This window comes from Acidisoma sibiricum (assembly GCF_057837225.1).
On the sequence record NZ_CM174445.1, the window covers coordinates 1758572 to 1778890 of the forward strand.

Genomic DNA, 20319 nt, shown 5'->3' on the forward strand with positions numbered 1-20319 from the left:
GACCCTCCCGCACAGGCGGCGGCCTGACCGCGGGCAAGGAACAGGGTCAATGACGGGCGGCTGCCTTGATCCGCCGGGTGTGCGCTATTCTCCCAGGTGTGTCAGCTTGGCGCGGCCACATGGGCCGCTGCGGTTCGCTATGACGCTAATTTTCTCCATCAACGATCATTTATAGATTTCTTAACAGGTGGCACATGACGTTTGCGCCAGGATTGTTTTTTGCGACGCACAAAAAACGATACTGGCTGATCCTTCCGCCTTTCTATGATCCGTCATCAGCTGAAAAATCTGACATCGTGGGCGGTTCTAGACACCTTAACTGACTTGAAACAATGAATGGTCCTAGTTATTACGGCAAAGTAAGAACGTCCGAGATCGAAGGGTCAGGCAGCCGGCACAATGGGTTATCTTAGCCTCCGCGCTGCTGCTCGCAGCCGCGGCGAGCAGGCGCCCGTGTATCGGCTGATTCCATCGCTTCGTGGGACGATGCGTCGAACCGGCGGCTAGAAGCGATGGACCTGTCTCATGACTAATGTCTTTGTCTCCGGTGGCGTCACCAGTAGCGGTCTAACGATCAATTCCGGCGATGCATTGATCGTCTTGTCCGGTGGCAGTGCGGTCAGCACCATGCTGCTCAGCGGCAGCACGGAAATCGTCTCCGCCGGCGGCAAGGATTACAGCGCCACCATCAGCAATGGCGGACACCTGATCGTTTCCGCTGCGGGCAGCGCATCGGGCGATACCATCCTTAGCGGGGGGCTGATCACTGTCTCCAGTTTAGGCGTGGTGAGCGGTGCCGTGGTCAGCGCAGGCGGCACGGAGGTCATCTCCTCCGGTGGTAGCGATCGCGGCACGATCATCAGCAATGGTGGCGGGGTGATCGTTTCTTCGGCCGGCACTGCAACCGGCGACCGCGTCACCAGCGATGGCCTCATCACGGTCTCGAAGGGTGGTATCGTCAGCACTACCTTGCTCAGCGGCGGGACGGAGGTGATCTCCTCAGGCGGTCTCGATTACACCGCCACCGTCAGCAGCGGCGGCACTATTATCGCGTCATCCGGCGGCACGGATTACTATGACAGGGTACTCAGTGGCGGCACCGTCATCGTCTCCGCCCGAGGCTACAGCTGGGGTGCCCTCGTCGGCAGCGGCGCCACGCTCATCCTCTCCTCCGCGGGCACGCAAGGCAGTGCGACCTTCAGTTCCGGCGGCGTCGAAATCATCTCCGCTGGCGGCTTTGGCCAGGGCGGCGGTTTCGCTGTCAGCGGCGGCACCGTCATTGTCTCCTCTGGTGGCACAAGCGAGGACAATGTCAGCAGCGGCGGCACGATCCTCGTCCTTTCGGGCGGCACTGGCACTACCATCTGGGTCAGTGGCGGCAGCCTGATCATCTCCTCCGGCGGCACTGGTGCAGCCAATATCGTCTATAGCGGCGGCACGGAACTTGTCGCCGGCGGTGCGGACAACAGCACCGTGGTCAGTTCCGGCGGTCAGCTGGACATTCTCGCGGGCGGCGTGGCCAGCGCCACGGTCTTGAGCAATTTTGGCTCGGCCATCGTCTCCTCCGGCGGCCTGCTGCAGGGCGCCATCCTGAGCGGCGTCGCCAACACCTCATCCGCCGGCAGCGATATCGTTTATGCGGGTGGCACGGCCAGCGGCACGCTGCTGCATGGCGGCAGCGAAATCGTCTCCTCCGGCGGCACGGCGGTCCATACCATCGCCTATTCCGGCGGTTCAGAATATGTCTATGCCGGTGGTGAGACGATCAGCACGGTGCTCAGCGCCGGTTCGGAATATGTCTCGGGCGGCACCGCCATCAGCACCACGCTCCTTTCCGGTAGCTACCTCGACGTCGAGTCGGGCTCCATCGCCAGCGGCACGGTGATCAATTCCGGCTTCGAGCTGATGTTCTCCGGTGGCACCACTTTCGGCACCGTGGTCAATGCCGGCGGTGGCGAAGTTTTGGCCGGCACCGCGGTCAGCACCACGGTCAATGCCGGCGGTGGCGAGTTCGTTGATTTTGGCATCACCAGCGGCACGGTGGTCAATTCGGGCGGCTCTGAAATTATCGATCCCGGTGGCACCGCCATCAGTGCGGTGGTGAGTAGGAACGGCATTCAGATTATCTCCTCCGGCGGCGTGGCGAGCGGCACGATTAATATCGGTGGAATCGAAATCGTACTCTCGGGCGGCGTGGCCAGCGGCACCACTAACATCGGGGGAATCGAGAACGTCACATCCGGTGCTGTGGCCCGCGACACAATCAATAGTGGTGGTAACGAGACTGTCGAATCAGGCGCTGTGGATAGCGGCGCGGTCATCAGCAGCGCGGGCTTTGAGGATGTCTCCGGTAACGCAATCAGCACGACTGTGCTCAGTGGCGGGAGTCTCTCTATCGAGTCCGCTGGTGTGGCGAGTTTTGCAACCCTTGGCAGCGGCGGTGATGAGTCCGTCTTTTCGGCCGGTCTGACCAGCGGCACAATCATCAGCGGCGGTTACGAGGCCGTCTCCGCCGGCACGGCCATCGGCACGACGATCCTCGCCAGCGAGCAGTCTCTCTTCTCTGGTGCTACCGCCATCAATACGGTGGTGGCGGGTTCTGCCGCAGCGGAGTATGTCTTTTCGGGCGCCATTGCCAGCAGCACCGTGATTGTTTCCCGCGGCGGCCAGTATGTCGATTCTGCTGGCACTGCCAGTGGCACGGTCGTCAGCAACGGCGTGCAGGAAGCTTTTTCTGGCACCACGATCAGTACGATTGTCCTCAGTGGCGGCACCGAAGATGTGGCTGGCGGCACCGCGATCGGGACGACCATCAGCCGCGGCGGTATCGTCGATATCCGCATGGGCGGCGTTACCAGTGGGGCCGTGGTCAGCAGCGGCGGCACTGAAATCGTTTCGTCGACCGGCAGCGCAAGCGGTACCATCGTCGGCAGCGGCGGCACTATCGTTCTCGCGGGTGGTGTAGCCAGCGGATTGACGATCCTATCCGGCGGAACGGAGGTGATTGCCCGGGGTATCACCTCCAGCGGCCTGGCGGCGAGCAATGGCGTGACTTTGGTCGTTGATGGCGTTGCCAGCTACACCACCGTCGGCAGCGGTGGAACCGAGATCGTCTTCTCCGGCGGTACGGGCTTTGGCGACACGGTCCTCAGCGGTGGCACGGTTCTGGTGTCCTCTGGCGGCTTTGTGATGGAGGAGCCGATCGACAGCGGTGGCACGCTGATCCTCTCCGCCGCCGGGTCAGACAGTTACGACTTCGCCTTGCAGGGTGGAATTGTGATCGTGTCGTCTGGTGGCACCAGCCACAACGACTATGCCGGCCCCGGCGGCACAATCATTGTCTCCGCAGGCGGTACAGCTAGTGACTATGTCGATAGCGGCGGCACGCTTCTTGTCTCCTCCGGCGGTCTGACAAGCGCCTCGACCCTCTCCTCAGGCGGCATCGAACTGCTCTCCGGGGGCACGGCGTCCGGCACACTCATCTCAAGCGGCGGCATCGAAATCGTCGCCGCGAGCGGCACCGCGAGCGGTAGTTTCGTCAACAGCGGCGGTCAGCAGACCGTCTTTTCGGGCGGCACGGCGAGCGGCACCATTGTCAGCAGGGGGGCTCTGGAGCTTGTGTCGGCAGGTGGCGTGACCAGCGGCACCATCGTCAGCAATGGTGGCCTGGAAAACGTCCTCAATTCCGGCACCGCGATTAGCACGACCATCGGCAGTGCTCTGCTCAATGTCGGTCCTCAGGGCAGCATCATTGGCGCGGTCATCGGCAGCGGCGGCACCGCGACTGTCGACGGCGTGCAAAGCGGCACCACCACGCTCAGCGCCGGTCTCGACCTCGTCTATGGGACAGCGCGCGGCGATGTCGTCAGCAATGGTGGCACCGAGCTGATCTTCATCGGCAATGCCAGCGGCACGGTGGTGAGTGCGGGCGGGACGGAAGTCATTTCTCAGGGCACTGCCTCAGGTACGGTGTTGCAGAGTGGCGGAACGCAGCTCGTGAGCGGCGTCTATTACACCTTTGCCCAGGCTAGCGGCACGGTGGTCAACAGCGGCGGCACTCAGATTCTATCCAATGGCCTTGCCAGCGCCACCGTTCTCAGTGGCGGTAGCGAAGTCATCCTGTCCGGCGGTGTGGCAAGCGGCACGACCAATATCGGCGGGGTGGAAAGTGTCTCCGCTGGTGGCGTGGCACGCGGCACGATCAATGTGGGTGGCAACGAATCAATTTATTCTGGCGGTATCGACAGCGGTGCGGTGATCAGCAGCGCGGGTTTCGAGGTCGTTTTGGGCACTGCGGTCAGCACAACTGTACTCGGCGGCGGGAATGCCTATATTTTCGCCGGTGGTGCGGCCAGCCTTACAACTCTCAGCAGCGGCTATGAGACGGTGTATTCTGGCGGTCTGACCAGCGGCACGATCATCAGCACGGGTGGCTACGAGTCCGTCTCCGCCGGCACTGCGATCGGCACCACGATTAGCGCTGGCGGTGATCAGTCCCTTTTTTCTGGCGCGAGCGCAATCAGTACGGTGGTGACGGGTTCAGGCGGCGCCGAATATGTCTTCTCAGGCGCCGTGGCCAGCGGCACGGTGACGAGCGCCGGGGGCGCTCAATATGTCGATATCGGCGGCATTGCCAGTGGCACGGTCGTCAGCAGCGGCGGCCTGCAGCAAGCCTATTCCGGCACCACGGTCAGTACCACTGTGCTCAGTGGCGGTACCGAAGACGTTGCCGGCGGAACTGCGATCAGCACGACCGTCAGCAGCGGCGGTGTCGTCGATATCCGCATGAGTGGCCTCACAAGCGGCACCGTTATCAGCACCGGCGGCACCGAAATCGTCTCTGCCAGCGGCACGGGCTATCTCGACCATGTCAGCAGCGGCGGCACGATCCTTGTCTCTTATGCCGGAACAGCTTTGTATGATCATGTCAATGCCAACGGCAGGCTGATTATCTCCGCCGGTGGCTACGGTGACCAGGACTTTGTCAGTTCCGGCGGCACGCTTATTCTATCTTCTGGCGGCAGCAGCATTGGCCAGTCCGTCTTTACGGGCGGGACGGAGATCGTCAGCAACGGCGGCTCCAGCTACGATGACTATGTTCAGTCCGGTGGAACGCGGATCATTTCCTCCGGTGGTGTCGCAGACGACGACCATGTCACTAGTTCAGGCATAGCGATTGTCACCTCGGGGGGAACAGACTTTTCCGAAACGGTCAGTTCGGGCGGCACGCTGGTCATCTCTTCGGGCGGCATCGGCCAAACGGAAAATATCTTAAGTGGCGGCACTCTCATTCTTGCCAGCGGCGGCACGCTGATCGACCGCACGTATTTCCAGTCGGGCGCGGATGTTAGTCTAGGCTCGGTCTACCTCGCCTCCGGCAATGAGGTGATCGGGCAGGGCAATACGCCGGCCGGGGTCATTGTCAGCAGCGGCTGGACGGAACTCGTCCTCTCTGGAGGGGTCGCGAGTGGCACGATCGTCAGCAGCGGCGGCAACGAAAATGTCTCTTCCGCCGGCACGGCCATCAGCGCAACCATCCTGAGCAATGGAACAGAGACCGTTTTCTCAGGCGGTTTCGGCGATCTCCAGATTGTCCTTGGTGGCACCGTCGTCGTTTCTTCCGGCGGAACCGGTGATAGCGCAAATATTAGCAGCGGCGGCACCGAGATCGCCTCCGCCGGTGGCTCCGCCGTCTACAACACCGTCGGCAGCGGTACGCTGATCATCGCCTCGGGCGGTACCGGCTACAGCAATTATGTTGTAAGCGCAGGAACGTTGATGGTCTCCGCCGGCGGGGCCGACGGCGGCAGCATCGTCATGAGTGGCGGGACCGAGATCGTCTCCAGCGGCGGCATCGCCAGCGGGACATTGCTGAGCAGCGGCGGCAGTTTTGTGCTCGCCAGCGGCGGAACCGTGTTGGCCGTCACCTCGGCCGCCGGAGCGACGATCGATGCCGGCGCTGTTTACCTTGTCCAGGGAACGGTCTCCGGGGACAATATCATCGCCGAGGGCAATGCGACATCCGCGTTAACGGTCAGCTCCGGCTGGACCCAATTGGTCGGGTCTGGAGGTATCGCGACCGCAACCACGGTTAGCTATGGCGGCAGCGAAATTGTTTTGAGCGGCGGCATCACTTCCGGCGACATCTTTCTGAGCGGCGGTATTGCGAGTGTGTATTCCGCCAGCACGGCCGTTAGCGCGACCGTCTATCGCGGTGCAGTTCTGGATCTGTATCCGTCCGGCATTTCTATCGGCACGGTTCTGAGCGGCGGCCTTGAACTGGTCAACCGCGCTGGAACGGCGTTGGGCACGATCGTGGCGGTGGGCGGAACGGAAATCCTTGTCTCTGCAGGTGTGTCGATCAGCGCCTCGATTCAAAGTGGGGGCTACGAAGCGATCTCTACCTCCGGCATCGGGTTCGGCGCTACGGTCAGCAGCGGCGGAACTGAGGTGGTTTTGGGCACCGCCAGCGGCACAACGGTCAGCAGCGGTGGCAGCCTCATTCTGCGCAGCGGCGGCACCTTGATGAGCCTCACCTCCGATACCGGAGCGAACGTCAACCTCGGGCTGGTTTATCTATCCTCGGGCGGTGAGATTATAGGCAAGGGCAGCAGCACCTCCGGCCTGGTTGTCAGCTCCGGGATGGTGGAAGTGGTCCAGTCCGGTGGCACAGCCACCGGCACCACCATCAGTAGTGGTGGCGCCCTGGCCGTCTCATCTGGCGGCAGCGCCATCAGCACGGATGTGAGTGGCGGCGGTACCGAAATTGTCGCGAGCGCAGGCGCCACCCTCTACACGACCGTTGAAAGCGGCGGCAGCGAGAGCATTCTCCAGGGCGGCACCGCTACGAGTTCTACGGTGAATAGCGGCGGGACGGAGATCGTCTCCAGCGGCGGCATCGCCAGCGGCACATTGCTGAACAGCGGCGGCAGCCTCGTACTGGCCAGCGGCGGCACGGCGGTAAACATCTCGTCCTATGATGGAACCATCATTATCCCCGGCGTCTATCTCTCCTCGGGTGGTGAGATTGTCGGCCAGGGCAGTTCCATCTCAGGCTTTATCGTCAGCTCTGGCTTCGTCCAGTATGTTGGGGAAGCTGGCTCGGCGACCAGCACGATCATCATCAGTGGCGGCATCCAGTACGCCTCCGCCGGCGGCACCACCCTTGGCACGATTATCAGCAGTGGCGGCAGCGAAATCGTCTATAGCGGCGGCGTCGCCAGCGCTACGGATATCACTAGCGGCGGAAGTGAAACCGCCTCCCGTGGCGGTCTCGCGAGCGGCACGGTGGTAGAAAGCGGTGGGGTTGAGCGGCTGGTGACCGGGGGCACTGCCTTCGGCACCACGGTCAGCGCCGGTGGTACCCAGCGCGTCTCTGCGGGCACCGCTGTCGGCACGGTGGTGCTCAGCGGCGGGGTTGAGGTCGTCTCGTCCCCGTCCCTCGGCTTTGTTGTCTTTGCACCCATCGCCACCAATGGCGTCACCAGCGGCACCATCCTCAGCGGCGGCACTGAGATCGTGGGCCACACGGGCACGGCAATCGGCACCATTGTCAGCAATGGCGGAACCGAGAGTCTGCTGAATGGCGGAACCGCAAGCGGAACGCTTGTGCTCAGTGGCGGCAGCGAAGTCATTTCGGTCGGCGGCGTCGATGCTCTTGCAACGATTGCCAGCGGTGGCGTGCAGATCAACAGTGGCATCGCGAGCGGCACGGTCGTCAGCAGTGGCGGAACCCTGGACCTTGCCAGCGGTGGCACCGTCATCGACACCATCTCCGCTACGGGTGCGACTGTCGATCTCGGGCAGGTCTATCTTTCCTCTGGTGGAGAAATCATCGGCGAAGGCAATAACGCGGCAAACCTCACCGTCAGTTCCGGCTGGACGGAGGTTGTGCTCTCCGGCGGCGTGGCGGCCAGTTCCACAATTCTGAGCGGCGGCACGGAGATCGTGTCTGCTGGCGGGGTTGAAAGCAGCGCGACCGTCAGCAGCGGCGGCAGCTTCGTGCTGGCCAGCGGCGGCACTACCTTTGGCGACATCACCAACACTGACGGCAGCGTCAATCTCGGCGCGGTTTATCTCTCCTCTGGCCTGGAAACCATCGGCGGGGGAAGTGGCGCCTCCGGCACCACAGTCAGTGCCGGCTGGCGGCAATATGTCGGCGCTGGTGGCACAGCGACGGACATCACCATCGCCAGCGGCGGCACGCAGGATATCGTCTCGGGTGGCATCGCGAGCGGCACCTTGGTCGAAACCGGCGGCACCGAATGGATCAGCGGCGGCACCGCCATCGCCACAGATGTCAGCAGCGGTGGCACCCTTGTGCTCGGCAGCGGCGGTGCCGTGATCAGCCTGACCTCTAACGCGGGAGCAAATGTCAGCTTCGGCGGTGTCTATCTCTCCTCGGGTGGTGAGATCATCGGTGAGGGCACTGTCACGTCCGGCCTCATCGTCGGCTCCGGCTGGACGGAAGTCATCGGCTCAGGCGGCACGGCGCTTGGCACGATCGTCGCCAGCGGCGGCACAGAGATTGTCTCCTCCGGCGGCGTCGCCAGCGATACGACCATTCTCAGTGGCGGCGGCCTCGGTGTCATTTCTGGCGGCCTTGCCACCAGCACCACGGTCGGCAGCGGCGGGACCGAGATTGTCGTGGTCAGTGGCGTCGCGAGCGGCACCGTCGTGCAAGGCAGCGGCTACGCGCTCGCCTATTTTGGCGGCACTGCCATCGGCACGGAGGTGGCAGCAGGTGGCACCGAAGTTGTCGCCATCAGTGCCATTACCAGTGCCACAACCCTGGACAGCGGGGGCAGCGAGATCCTGGTCCAGGGCGGCGCCGCCAGCGGCACGACGGTCACCAGCGGCGGTACTGAATTTGTCTCCGGTGGCGGCATCGCCAGCGGGACGGATGTGCTCAGCGGCGGCAGCGTCGTGCTCGGCAGCGGCGGCACGGCCTTCGATCTCCTCTCCAATACCGGCGCCGATGTCAATCTCGGTAAGGTCTTTCTCTACTCTGGCAATGAGACCATCGGTGAGGGTAGCGGCGGGTCCGGCACTATCGTCAGCTCCGGCTGGGCAGAACTCGTCTCTGCCGGCGGCACCGCAACCGCCACGGTCGTCACGAGCGGCGGTAGCCAACGGGTCTCTTCCGGCGGCCTCGCCATCACGACCGCCGTAAGCGGCGGCATCGCAATCGTCTATGGCGGCGGCACGATCAGCAATGCGGACCTCGTCAGCGGAGCCATCAACCTTGCCAGCGGCGGTATCGGCAGCGGCACGCTGGTGCAAAGTGGCGGGGTTGAGCGGCTGATCGGCGGCACGGCCTTTGGCACGACGGTCACCGCCGGTGGCACCGAGCGTATCTCCGCGGGCACCGCTGTCGGCACGGTTGTGCTCAGCGGCGGGTTGGAGGTTGTCTCGTCTCTCACCCTGGGCTTTGTGGTGGACACCATTCTCGCCACGAGCGGCGTCACCAGTGCAACCATCCTCAGCGGCGGCACCGAGGTCGTGGGCCATACCGGCACCGCAATCGGCACCATTGTCAGTCAGGGTGGCACCGAACTCGTCTCCGCCGGCGGTCTGACCATCGGCACGGTCGTCAGCCAGGGTGGGACTGAGATTGTCTCCACCGGCGGCATCGCGAGCGGGAGCGATGTACTCAGCGGCGGCGCCCTCCTGCTCGCCAGTGGCGGTACCCTGTTTAATGTCCAGCAAAGCTTCGGTGGCAGCATCGATCTCGGCGGCGTCTATCTCACCTCGGGCGGTGAAGTCATCGGCCAGGGCAGTGCGACCTCCGGCTTCACCCTCAGCAGCGGCTGGACGGAGGTCGCCTCCGGTGGCGGCAATGCGACCAGCACAACGGTCAGCGGCGGCGGCATCGCCGTTGCCTCCGCCGGTGGCACCGTGACCAGTGTCACCGTGCTGAGCGGCGGATTGGTGGGCGCCATTGGCGGTGGCCTGCTGAGCGGCAGCTATATCGGTAGCGGCGGAACGGAGGTCGTCGTTTTCGGCGGCGTCTCAAGCGACAGCATCATCGATGCTGGCGGCAGCGGGCGTATTTACCTCAGCGGCATCGATATCAGCGCGACCATCCTCAGCGGCGGTATCGAGACCGTCTCCCAGGGTGGCATCGAGGCTGACGTCACCGTCAGCAGCGGTGGCAGTTTCGTACTTGGCAGCGGCGGCACCGCTATCGGTGATCTCACAAGCAGCGATGGCAGCGTCAATCTCGGTCCAGTCTATCTCTCCTCCGGCAGCGAGACCGTCGGCGAGGGCAGCGGCGGGTCGGGCACTGTCGTCAGCTCCGGCTGGGCTGAAATCGTCTCCGCGGGCGGCACCGCCACCAGCACGGCCATCGCCAGCGGCGGCAGCCAGCTGGTCTTCTCCGGCGGCGTCGCCGTCGGGGCAAGCGTGAGCGATGGCGGTTATCAAACCGTCTATGGCGGGGGCACCGTCAGCAGCACGGATATCGGCAGCGGCGGCGCGGACATTCTCATTCGCAGCAGCCTCGCCAGCAATACGGTGGTCGAAAGCGGCGGCACCGAGCGGCTGATCGGCGGCACCGCGATCGGCACGACCGTCAGCAATGGCGGCACCGAGCGTGTCTCCGCGGGCAGCGCCATTGGCGCCGTCGTCCTCAGTGGCGGCCTGCAGATCGTGTCTGCGGCAGCGTTCGAGGCTAATGTCGTCGCCGACTACTATATCCCCGCGAATGGTGTCGCCAGCGGCACAATTCTGAGCGGCGGCACTGAACTGGTGGGCCATGCCGGCACCGCCATCGGGACCGTCACCAGCAGCGGTGGCACCGAAATCGTCTCCGGCGGCGGTGTCGCCAGTGCCGCCGTCGTGGGCAGCGGCGGCAGTTTCGTGCTCGGCAGTGGCGGCACTGTGTTCGGCTACAGCTCGGCCACCGGCGCCAGCATCAATCTGGGTGGCGTCTATCTTTCCTCGGGTGGCGAGATCATCGGCGAAGGCAGCGCGCTTTCCGGCTTCATCGTCAGTTCGGGCTGGACGGAGGTCATCGTCTCCGGCGGCAGCACCACCAGCACCACGGTCGGCAGCGGCGGCGGTGAGGTGGTCTCGTCCGGCGGCGTCGCCAGCGGCACCGTGGTCAGCGCCCTGGGCAGCACCACCGTCTTTGCCGGAGGTACTGAAGCCGGTGCCACCGTCGGCAGCGGCAGCGTGCAGACCGTCCTCTCCGGCGGCCTGGCGCTCAGCACCACGGTCGCCAGCGGCGGCACGGAGGTCGTCTCCTCCGGCGGTGTCGATAGCGGCGCCTCCGTTGCCAGCGGCGGCAGTTTCCTCCTCGGCAGTGGCGGCACGGCCTTCGCGCTGACCGGGGCTGAAGGGGCGAGCGTCAGTCTCGGCGGGGTCACCCTCTCCTCGGGCGGCGAGGTTATCGGGGAGGGAAGTGCGACTTCCGGCCTGGCCGTCAGTTCCGGCTGGGTGGAAGCGGTCGCCTCCAATGGCGTCACGACCAGCACGACGGTCAATGCGGGCGGCGCGGTTGTTCTGTCGGCGGCCGGCACCAGCCTCGCCACCGTTATCTCCGGCGGCGCGACTGAATATGTCTCCTCGGGCGGCACTGCCATTGCCAGCGTCATCAGCAGCGGCGGCGTCGAATATGTCTATGCCTCCGGCGCCGCCCTCAGCACCGTGATCATCAGCGGCGGCAGCCTGATCGTCTTCTCGGGCGGCAATGCCAGCGGCACGATACTGGGCAGCGGCGGCACGGAGGTCGTCTCCTCCGGCGCCATCGTCAGCGGTCTGGTGCTGAGCAGCGGGGGCAGCCTCATCGTCGCCTCCGGCGGCACGGCGCTGAACACCGTCATCGGTGATGGTGCCAGCGAAACGGTCGTCTCCGGCGCGGTCGCGATCTCGACGACGATCTCCAGCGGCGGCACTGAAACGGTGCTCTCCGGCGGCGTGCTCACCAGCGCGGTTCTGAATGGGGGCGCCAGTCTGGTGATCGGCAATGCTGGTTCCACCGTGGAGCAGGCGGGCAGTGCCATTGTTTCGGTCAGCGACTCGATCCTGTCCGCCAGCCTGAACAGCGGCTCGGTTCTGGATACGGGCACCGGCAGCGCGATCATTCAGGGTCCGGCCACCGGGGCGGCGACCATCACCGCTGGGGGTGGCGCCACCACGGTCGATGGTGGCGCGGGGGCCGTGTCGGTCGCGGGCGGCGGCGGCGGGTCGCTGGATTTTGTCGGCGGCACCGGCGGCGCCACCGTGGGCGGTGCGGGCTTTGGCGCGGTCACGCTGACCGGGGGATCGGGCACCACCCTGCTGATCGGCGGCGCCGGCCAGACGCTGGAAACGGGGTCCAATGGCAATACGGGCACGACCAGCTTCGTCGCCGGGCTTGGCAATTCGACGCTGACCGGCGGCACGGGCACGCAGTCGCAGGAATACTTCACCAATCCGCTCGGCAATAGCGGCACGGTATCGGTTACCATGAATGCGGGGGCATCCAGCGCCATCGGCGGCTCTGGCGCCGCCACCATCGTGGGCGGCTCCGGCGATGACGTCTTCGGCTTCGTCAAAGGCCATGCCGGCGGTACCGAGACGATCTATAACTTCCACACCGGGGATAACCTGGCCTTTGAGGGCTATGGCTACAGCCTCACCAATGTGCCGACGGAAGCCCTTGTGAACGGCAATGACGTAATGACCTTGACCGACGGCACGTCGATCACCTTCATCGGGCTCGACCACAAGATCTTCTGAGCCGCGCAAACGCTGAACATCGGCTGAAGATCACGCAGGCAGTCTGCGGGATCTTCAGGCCGTTGTCTGAGGAGCGTCTGTCACGACCGGGAGATTGCGGATTGATCCCACATCCACATGTCCTTGTTCGATGGTCGTCGCGCCGATGTCATCAGCAATATTGTTGAATTAACAACGATGGCGCGGAATGTCCGGGAAGTGAGGTTTGGTGGGGTGCGTGGGTTCACAGGCCTGACGCAGACCTCGCCAGGCGCCTGCGTCCGCGGTTGATCGGGGATGTCTGCGGCACCAAAGCCGGTGCGAGACGTTGGGTATCTGATCCGTAAAAACGGAATTTCACAGCGCTCTGGGTGAGCTGGCTGGGGGACCTGGAAACTGAGTTTTTGTGTCAGTGATGTCCGTAACCATATGATATTGCTACAGAGTTTTTAGGTGCCCTGCAAGGGCTTCGTAGGAGTTTTTCGTAGTAATCATTCATCAGCGATGGGACGGGCAGGGCGCGTCGGAAGACCTATCTGCGCGGGGAAAGTTCCAGCGGCCATGACCGCCGTGGCGTAAGACTGAAGCGCCTCGGTCCACTCCTCGCAGCGCTTAAACTCTTTGAGGAGATTTTTGCCGGTGAGTTTTTTTGCGCGGGGATTTCCATTCATAAAGAATGCCCCCATTTCGGCATTCTTGGCCTCGTTTGCCCCAACATACAGAACGGCGGGCGCATGAATGGCGTTGTTGCGCTCCTCCGCAAGGTTATCAGCCTGCCTAACTACCCAAAGAATTTCTGATTGGAGATCGAAATAAGGCGGCCAGGAGGTGCGGGCTTTAGTGACCGCTTCGAGCATGCGACGCTGGGAATAGTCGCTCCTGATCGAATACCACGCTGACATCGCGGGCTCCCGTTCGCCGCCTATCATCGCGGCAAATAGCTCCCCCAATGTCTCGTGCAGCCGGTTCCAGATGTAGGCGACGCCACCGACGGCCATTGCATAACGCTCGAATGCCTCACGCATCTCGGCGTCATCGGGAAAACGGACGGCCCGGCTGTCTGTCATTGGTCTCGCTCTCCCGATCCTGCTTGCTGTCCAAGATACATGAGGATTATGCGCCGTTTCGTGCGTCAGCTCAAATACGACAAGGTGACCGGCAAGTTGAACGAAGTGGATACCTCGGGGTTCGCAGACGACGAGCCCGAGTTGGAAGACGTGCCGTTCTGAGACGCAGAGCGGCTTCAGTAATCATCAAGTGGATCATTGAAGCCGCCTGAGAGCGGCAAAGGAGAAGCTATGCCTGAAATCAAACTGTTTGACTTTGAGGGACATGACGTTCGGATCACCGATCTGGACGGGAACCCGTGGTGGGTCCTGAACGATATCTGTGGGACTCTTACCCTGGGATCGCCCCACAAGGTCGCAGCTACGCTGGACAGCGATGAGAAGGGGCGGACTACTATTCCGACCCCTGGAGGTCCGCAGGAAGCAGTGATCATCAACGAGTCCGGCCTCTACTCGCTGATCCTGCGGTCCCGCAAACCCGAGGCCAAGCGGTTCAAGAAGTGGGTCACTTCCGAAGTCCTCCCCACGATCCGCAAGACCGGGGGCTACATCGTGGCCAAGCCGGACGACACCCCTGAAGTCATCATGGCCCGCGCCGTCCTGGTCGCTCAGGACACCATAGATCGGCTCATGCTGGAGAAGGCCGAGGCTGAGGCTAAGCTGGAAGAGGCCAGCCCGATGGTGGAAGCGTTCAAGCAGCTCGCCGGGACGGCTGGCATGTTGACCCCCCGCAAGGTCCGTGGGGCGCTGGGGGTGGACGAGAAGGTGTTTTTCTCGGGATGCTACAATCTAGCTGCCGTAAATTTCATGGCCCGCCGTAACAGCCGCTATTCCACCAAACCTTAGCAAAGCCCTCAGATTTTCGTGGTGCTCTTGCCTCCCAAAACCAGGAGGAAGCTCTCTGAGCGATGCGACAACCCTTGACGCCATATATTGGCACTCGGCCAGCTCTGCTTTCTTTCGTGTATTAATGTGACTGGCGAGCCCGTCTACACCAGAAAACTCCTCTAGTGCCTTAGCAGAAAAAGCCGGAGTTCCATGATTCGCTGCCGCCGCCATGAGAGCCGTTCTAATCCCCCAAAAGTAGCGCGCGCGGCGTTCGTTGCTGAAAGGCCGCAGTGGTCCCCGTTCCGTCATTGCGAAGGCGACCCGTGCACCAACCTCAATGTCATCGAGATAGGACGATTTAGCCTGAAAGCCGCTTCCAATCTCTTTTAGGAGGTTCAAAGGGTCATAGAGGGCTCGTCCCTCCATTGTAACGTGGAGTAAGAAAAGACTTCCCTTCTTCGCCTGATCAAGAAGCCAAGCCTTCGGATACAAGTGCAGGCTAACGCCCTGTGCGTCATAAGCCTTATCGATTTTCCCTCTAGCCACTATTCCCATCAGGTCAGTGTCAGAATCCGCTTCACCTTCATTGCGAGCTTTGCTTCCATAAAGGACGACCGCATCAAGCATTATCTGGCCCTGCTGAACCGAGCGACGGCAGTGGAAAAGAATATCGTGTAGAGAAATATTGAAATAATCAGCTGTGCGTCCCCCCAAACTTTAAGGTGAGCTGCTCGGAGCGCACTGTCAGCATTTCCGTAGCCGGTGATCGTGCCGATATCGAAAGCCATTTGCCAAGCACTGCTCTGGCCAGGAAACGGCGTAGTTCCCAATACTCGGTAAAGGAAAGCAAAGGTGAGAAATACGACAAGGAGAGCGGCCAAAGGACGTAGAAGGCTCACCCCCCAGCCATTCACAAATCCAATGCATTTTAGTAAAAGATGCTCGGCGCTCCACATTAAACAACAAAGGCCGCTCACCCAGCGTCGCTTTTTCCCAAAACGTAGCTGATGCCGCGCTTCGCAGACACGCGCCCAAGCCTGCTGAAGATCATGGAGCCGCGCTGTCTCGTAATAGGTCTTATCGTCGCCCACACTTTCATGGCTCACCAGAAGACCGCGCGCTAAGTTTGCCTTAGTAGCTTCCAAGCGAAAGGCCTGATAGCTTGCATGCTCTTTATCGCCGATCTTTGTAGGGTCGCGGCCACTAAATCCAGCTTCCGTGAGTTGCTGGGGATTTGTCACGACAGTCCGATTGAACTCGGTTTTGTGGCCAGAGAAGCCCATCCTTTCCCATATGCAGTCGCGAAACTCACATTCATTAAAGCTCGCTAGGGCTATGGAGCAGCTTGTGAACGTGCATTTGCGGAAGGTAGCGCGCATCCAGGTAGAAAACGCAAAGTCACAGTTGTCGAAATGGCACGCCTCGAAAAGGATTGACGGTTTATGGATAAATTCCCCCTGAAAATCACAATCAGAGAACGTTATTTTCGTAACCCGATGAACCTCGCCATCCGTCAGCTTCAGGCTCAGAGCGGACGCCGCTAGATAAGATTTTCTGGGGCCATTGTTAGTATCGAAGTTCCAATCGCAAGAAAGAAGCTCCGCGGTCCACTCTGGACGAAAGAACGGCTCCCACCAACTCTTTACCCTTCTCGATCCAATGTGCGGTTCGATGCTCATTGCGGTCCAAAGACAGTCCTAGCTGCTACGGTTGGTAGTGGGCGGCGATGAAAGACTAAACTCCCTACCACCACGCCAGCCTAAACTAGACTTGTTCTCCGAATAGGGAAAGAGTGCGCAAATTGTTTCTTAACGAGACTGCCTAGACAAAAATAGACGCCCCTTCATGGCCTTTTCGGCTATTATTGGTTTCTGTGGCATGTTCTGCTCAGGTGCCCTATTCGGCTAAGCTATCCGATCCTAGGAGTAATCCCCGCAACCATCTCATAGCCCTTCACGATGCCCCTCCGTGCCACCTCCTCGGCATCCCAAGGCACTATAAGGGAGTCGTGAACCGGCATCACCAGAGTCCCCGGCTTGTGCTGCCTGATGTAGCCTGTCGCAATCGCCATTGCTGTGGCTTCCAAGCCCATGAGCACATGAGGGAGCAGACGCCACGGCTCGGGGTGATCCGAATAGCGCGCCGGGATAAGCGATTGCAGGTCGGCAAAGAACGGATAGCGCTTCAGGATGAGCCGACTGGCGGCCTTGAAGGTTTCCGCCTTGATGGCCTTTGAGGTTCCCTTGCTCCATCCTCGCTTCAGCCGCCCATTGCCCAGCGTCTGAACTATCCAGGCTTTAACGACATCCCGCGAGAGCGGCGGCACGGCGTATAGGTCTCCCTCTGGCAATGGCAGCCTCAGGAGGCCGTGCAAAATAGTGAGGTGACTGGACTGGACGTCAATCTCAACTACAGGCTCCCCGTCTATCGTTATCTCTTTGCGTTCATCCTTAGCGAGCCCTTGATAGTGGCCGTTGCTACCTATCGAGTAGCGACGTGCGTGTAGCCGCCAATCACTATCAAAAGTCGGCTTCCAGCATTCGTGCCGCTCAATCCACCGTGGCGGGAGACAGCCCCTAACGTCATGGCGCGCGGCCTCTTCGTTATCACGCTCGACGGCGCTCCTTCGTAACTGGGCCGGGATGTCGTTAGGAGGAATTGCTATTTCAGTATCGACCGAGACCGCCTTGCCGCTGGGAAGTTTAACGCGGGTTGTGTGGTGCATCTGGACGAGGTTGGCCGGTAGTTTCGGAGGCCTCTCCCCATAGTCAGACTTGAAGGCAGGCCTGATGTTGTCCGGCTCAAGCCCAAATTCTGACGCCAACGACAGTAGCTTAGTGGTGGGCCACCAGCGGCCTGCGCGCCGCTCGAAGGGGTCGCCATCCTCGTGGAATGCTCCAGGATAGCTGATGCCTCCGCTGTGATTTAGGAAGCCCAAGGCCACCAGCGCATTCATGGCAGGCTTGAAGGCTTTGATACCTACCCTAATTCCCGTGAACCTGTCTGCCATGAGCGACCTATAGACCGCCCTGGACCCTTTTCGAGACCAAGCGATCAACACGCCCCCAATAATTGCGCCAAGGGCCTCTTCGAGATTTTTCATGCCACTGGGGCCACGATTGTTCGTCCTGCTAGGACGCTCATGGGCCACAACGGGAGGCAATAGGCTGCGGACCATGCCCACCGCTGCACCAGCCTGAGGAAAATATACGAGGTTAAGGTGCCGCGCTTCTATCAGCAGACCTTCGATATCATCGGCGTCTGTCGGCGGGTCAATCCAGTGAGCCATAAAATGATTCTAGTTAGGCTCCCGGTGGCCTGTAAAGACGCTGATCAGCATCAGGGTGGGATTATTGACATTAGCAGCTCTAGATAGAGCAGCTAGGGCAAGGAAGACGTAGAGTGGCCCTCGGGATTTGCAAAAACAGGGATGACCCGAGGTCGCCTCTACGCCTCCACCCATCGCGGGAGACGGGAGATATGATCCCTGCCCAAGTCTACCCACTGGCAGAGACGCAGAGTGGACATTGGGACCACAGCTCCGTCGTCCTACCCAATGCAGGCTCTGCAGTCTCTCTCTGGAGAATGCTGAGCATGAGACCACAACTCCAGTCTGGTCTTGTGAGATAACCCGCTATTTAATCTCAAACTCTATCGTCGATACCCTGCTAAGACACCACGCCAAGCCTCTCAGGGACTCACCAGAGGCCGTCTATAAGACTGGCTGCTGAAGGTAGTAGCTGGCAAGCCTGCACCGGCCTCTATGACTCTCCCAGGCGGCTCTATTCAGGAGGTGGTCGGAAGGCCAGATAGGCCCGCAAGCCTTGGTCTATGCGTGATCTACGCAGAGGCCCGCTCAGACCCCCACGCCAGGAGACTCAGGAAGGCCGCTGGCGGCGTCTGCAAGATTGGCTGCTGGGGTAGTAGCGGCCAGCCAAGCAAGGGCTTCTGGCGAGTCTGTAGACGCACTAGCGTGCATGTTGCTGTATGTCGGCCCTGAGGGGCGCCGGGGGAAAAACATGGGCACGCACTCTGCGGCCTCCTTCTTGTCCCGTTCGGAAAGTTCGTAGACCCGCAGATGAGAAATGTCTCTAAGGGCTTCTGCCAGCGGCACCACTGCGGCCCCGTTCTCAGTGTCGAAAGAGATACCCACGCGGCTGCCGTCCACGCTGGGCCACAAGGTCCACCCATGAGACTGCCAAAAGCCGTCACTGAGGTAGGCTGGCAAGTTGATCTGCACGGCTTCGCTTGGGTGTGCTCCGGGGTCGAGATGGTCAGCGAGGTAGACATCAAAGGTTACCTGCCAGTGAGGCCGGTGCCTCGCCCATGCCTGAAATGCGCGGCGTTGTGCGGCGCTAAAACGGGCTATCGGAGAGGTCGGAATGACGTGGGACTTTGAGGGGGACTCTGGGGGGCTCATGGCTGTCCTCGGTAGTAATTTTGTTGCTTAAAAAGGCCATTCGGGTATCCCAATATTGCTGCACCGCCCGCAATATCTAGGGGATATGGGCTCATGAACACTATATATGGTGTCTGGAGGGCTTCCTGCTCACCATTGCGTGAGAGTCTATTAGGCGGCGAGTCGCACCGTCAATAGTAATTTTGGTCGGATTATCTGAATAAGCGCCCTAATGCCACAAGTAGTCATGTTACTGTAGAGGTTAAGTTCTGAAAATATCACCCATATTATTGAAGACTTCTAGTAAAACCTTCCGGTCAGTTTGTCTGGCGCTTAAGGATGCGGCTGACAGCCACCGCCGACCACGCAGAGCCACCGCTGGGCGTCATGGTCTGCTGAGCTTCCAGAGCCTTAACGATCTCACCGAGGCTAGCCCCCTGGTCACGCAGCGGCAGGACTACCGGTAGGACACGCGCTGCAAATTCGTCGGCCTTCGCGGCGCGCGCTGACCGGCCGAATGACCATCGGCCAAATAGACAGCCATGACAGCCCTTCGCTGCGTTGGCCTCTTATGTCAGCGGGGGAACAATGGCTGTGTCGCCTCTCAGCCGGGCAGCAACCTTAGCGACCGTGGCGCGGCCACAGCCCGTGGCACTCTGGATTTCCGACCAGCTCAGACCTCCTTTCAGCATGGAGGCAATCGCGCCGTTCCGCTTCGTATCCTCCTGGCGGCCTCGATATTTGCCATCGGCCTTGGCCTTTGACTGCCCCTCAGCTTGGCGCCGCCTGCGGTCTTCGTAGTCCTTGCGGGCAATCGCTGCGAGCATGTCGAGCATCATGCCGTTTATGGCTGAGAGCATCCTGCCAGAGAACTCGTCCTTTGAGCCGCCTAGGAGCATCCATGAGGTGGGCAGGTCGAGAGCCACCACACGCACCTGCCGCGCCTCGATTTCGGCCCGTAGCCGCCGCCAGTCAGCATCTGTAAGACGAGACAGCCGGTCAACCTGCTCGACCAGCAGCACGTCCCCAGGATTGCTGTCTGACAGGAGCCGGAATAGTTCGGGCCGCGCTAGCTTCGCGCCGCTCTCGTTCTCCGCGTAGCGCGCAGCGACGGTCAGGCTGTGCTCTGCCGCGAAGCTGTCCAGCGCACTGCGGGCACGCTGCGCATCCTGGTCATCAGTCGAAGCACGAAGGTAGAGGCGAGCGAGCATGGTCTGAGCTCCATCGGTTCACTTAAGATGGTTCCCCTATAGCGGTTCCGTTTGAATGGTTCAATAGCTATTTGCGGACCCTGCTTGCCCCAGTCTCGCTGAGGCATACTCA

8 protein-coding genes are annotated in these 20319 nt (G+C 61.5%); 3 read left to right on the top strand and 5 right to left on the bottom strand.

The window, feature by feature from the left end:
* Positions 1-525: 525 nt before the first annotated feature.
* Entirely contained in the window at positions 526-12723 is a 12198-nt protein-coding gene (locus AC3G7M_RS08450) for a beta strand repeat-containing protein (RefSeq protein WP_489215596.1), read from the top strand.
* A 470-nt stretch (positions 12724-13193) separates the two neighbouring features.
* Here the strand turns inward: AC3G7M_RS08450 and AC3G7M_RS08455 are convergent, their stop codons facing one another.
* Positions 13194-13769, bottom strand: a complete 576-nt coding sequence (locus tag AC3G7M_RS08455) for a hypothetical protein (RefSeq protein WP_489215598.1) — start codon at positions 13767-13769, stop codon at positions 13194-13196.
* 39 nt (positions 13770-13808) lie between these two features.
* Between AC3G7M_RS08455 and AC3G7M_RS08460 the strand changes: the two genes are divergently transcribed.
* The gene (locus AC3G7M_RS08460) at positions 13809-13931 is read left to right on the top strand and encodes a hypothetical protein (protein ID WP_489215600.1); all 123 of its coding nucleotides are present in this window, start codon (positions 13809-13811) and stop codon (positions 13929-13931) included.
* A gap of 69 nt (positions 13932-14000) precedes the next feature.
* Positions 14001-14615: a BRO-N domain-containing protein gene (locus tag AC3G7M_RS08465; RefSeq protein ID WP_489215601.1), complete on the top strand. Its 615-nt coding sequence runs from the start codon at positions 14001-14003 to the stop codon at positions 14613-14615.
* Here the strand turns inward: AC3G7M_RS08465 and AC3G7M_RS08470 are convergent.
* The 4 genes from AC3G7M_RS08470 to AC3G7M_RS08485 all read right to left on the bottom strand — a co-directional run bounded on the left by AC3G7M_RS08470 (position 14559) and on the right by AC3G7M_RS08485 (position 20207).
* A complete protein-coding gene (locus AC3G7M_RS08470) occupies positions 14559-15224 on the bottom strand; it encodes a hypothetical protein (RefSeq protein WP_489215602.1) in 666 nt (221 codons plus the stop codon). The genes AC3G7M_RS08465 and AC3G7M_RS08470 overlap by 57 nt on opposite strands.
* A complete protein-coding gene (gene halA / locus AC3G7M_RS08475; RefSeq protein ID WP_489215603.1) occupies positions 15224-16276 on the bottom strand; it encodes an anti-phage Hailong system effector protein HalA in 1053 nt (350 codons plus the stop codon). The genes AC3G7M_RS08470 and halA overlap by 1 nt, the downstream gene beginning before the upstream one ends.
* Before the next feature lie 230 nt (positions 16277-16506).
* Positions 16507-17700, bottom strand: a complete 1194-nt coding sequence (locus AC3G7M_RS08480) for a hypothetical protein (protein WP_489215605.1) — start codon at positions 17698-17700, stop codon at positions 16507-16509.
* A gap of 1865 nt (positions 17701-19565) precedes the next feature.
* Complete coding sequence (locus tag AC3G7M_RS08485; RefSeq protein ID WP_489215606.1) at positions 19566-20207, bottom strand: recombinase family protein; 642 nt, start codon at positions 20205-20207, stop codon at positions 19566-19568.
* Positions 20208-20319: the final 112 nt, after the last annotated feature.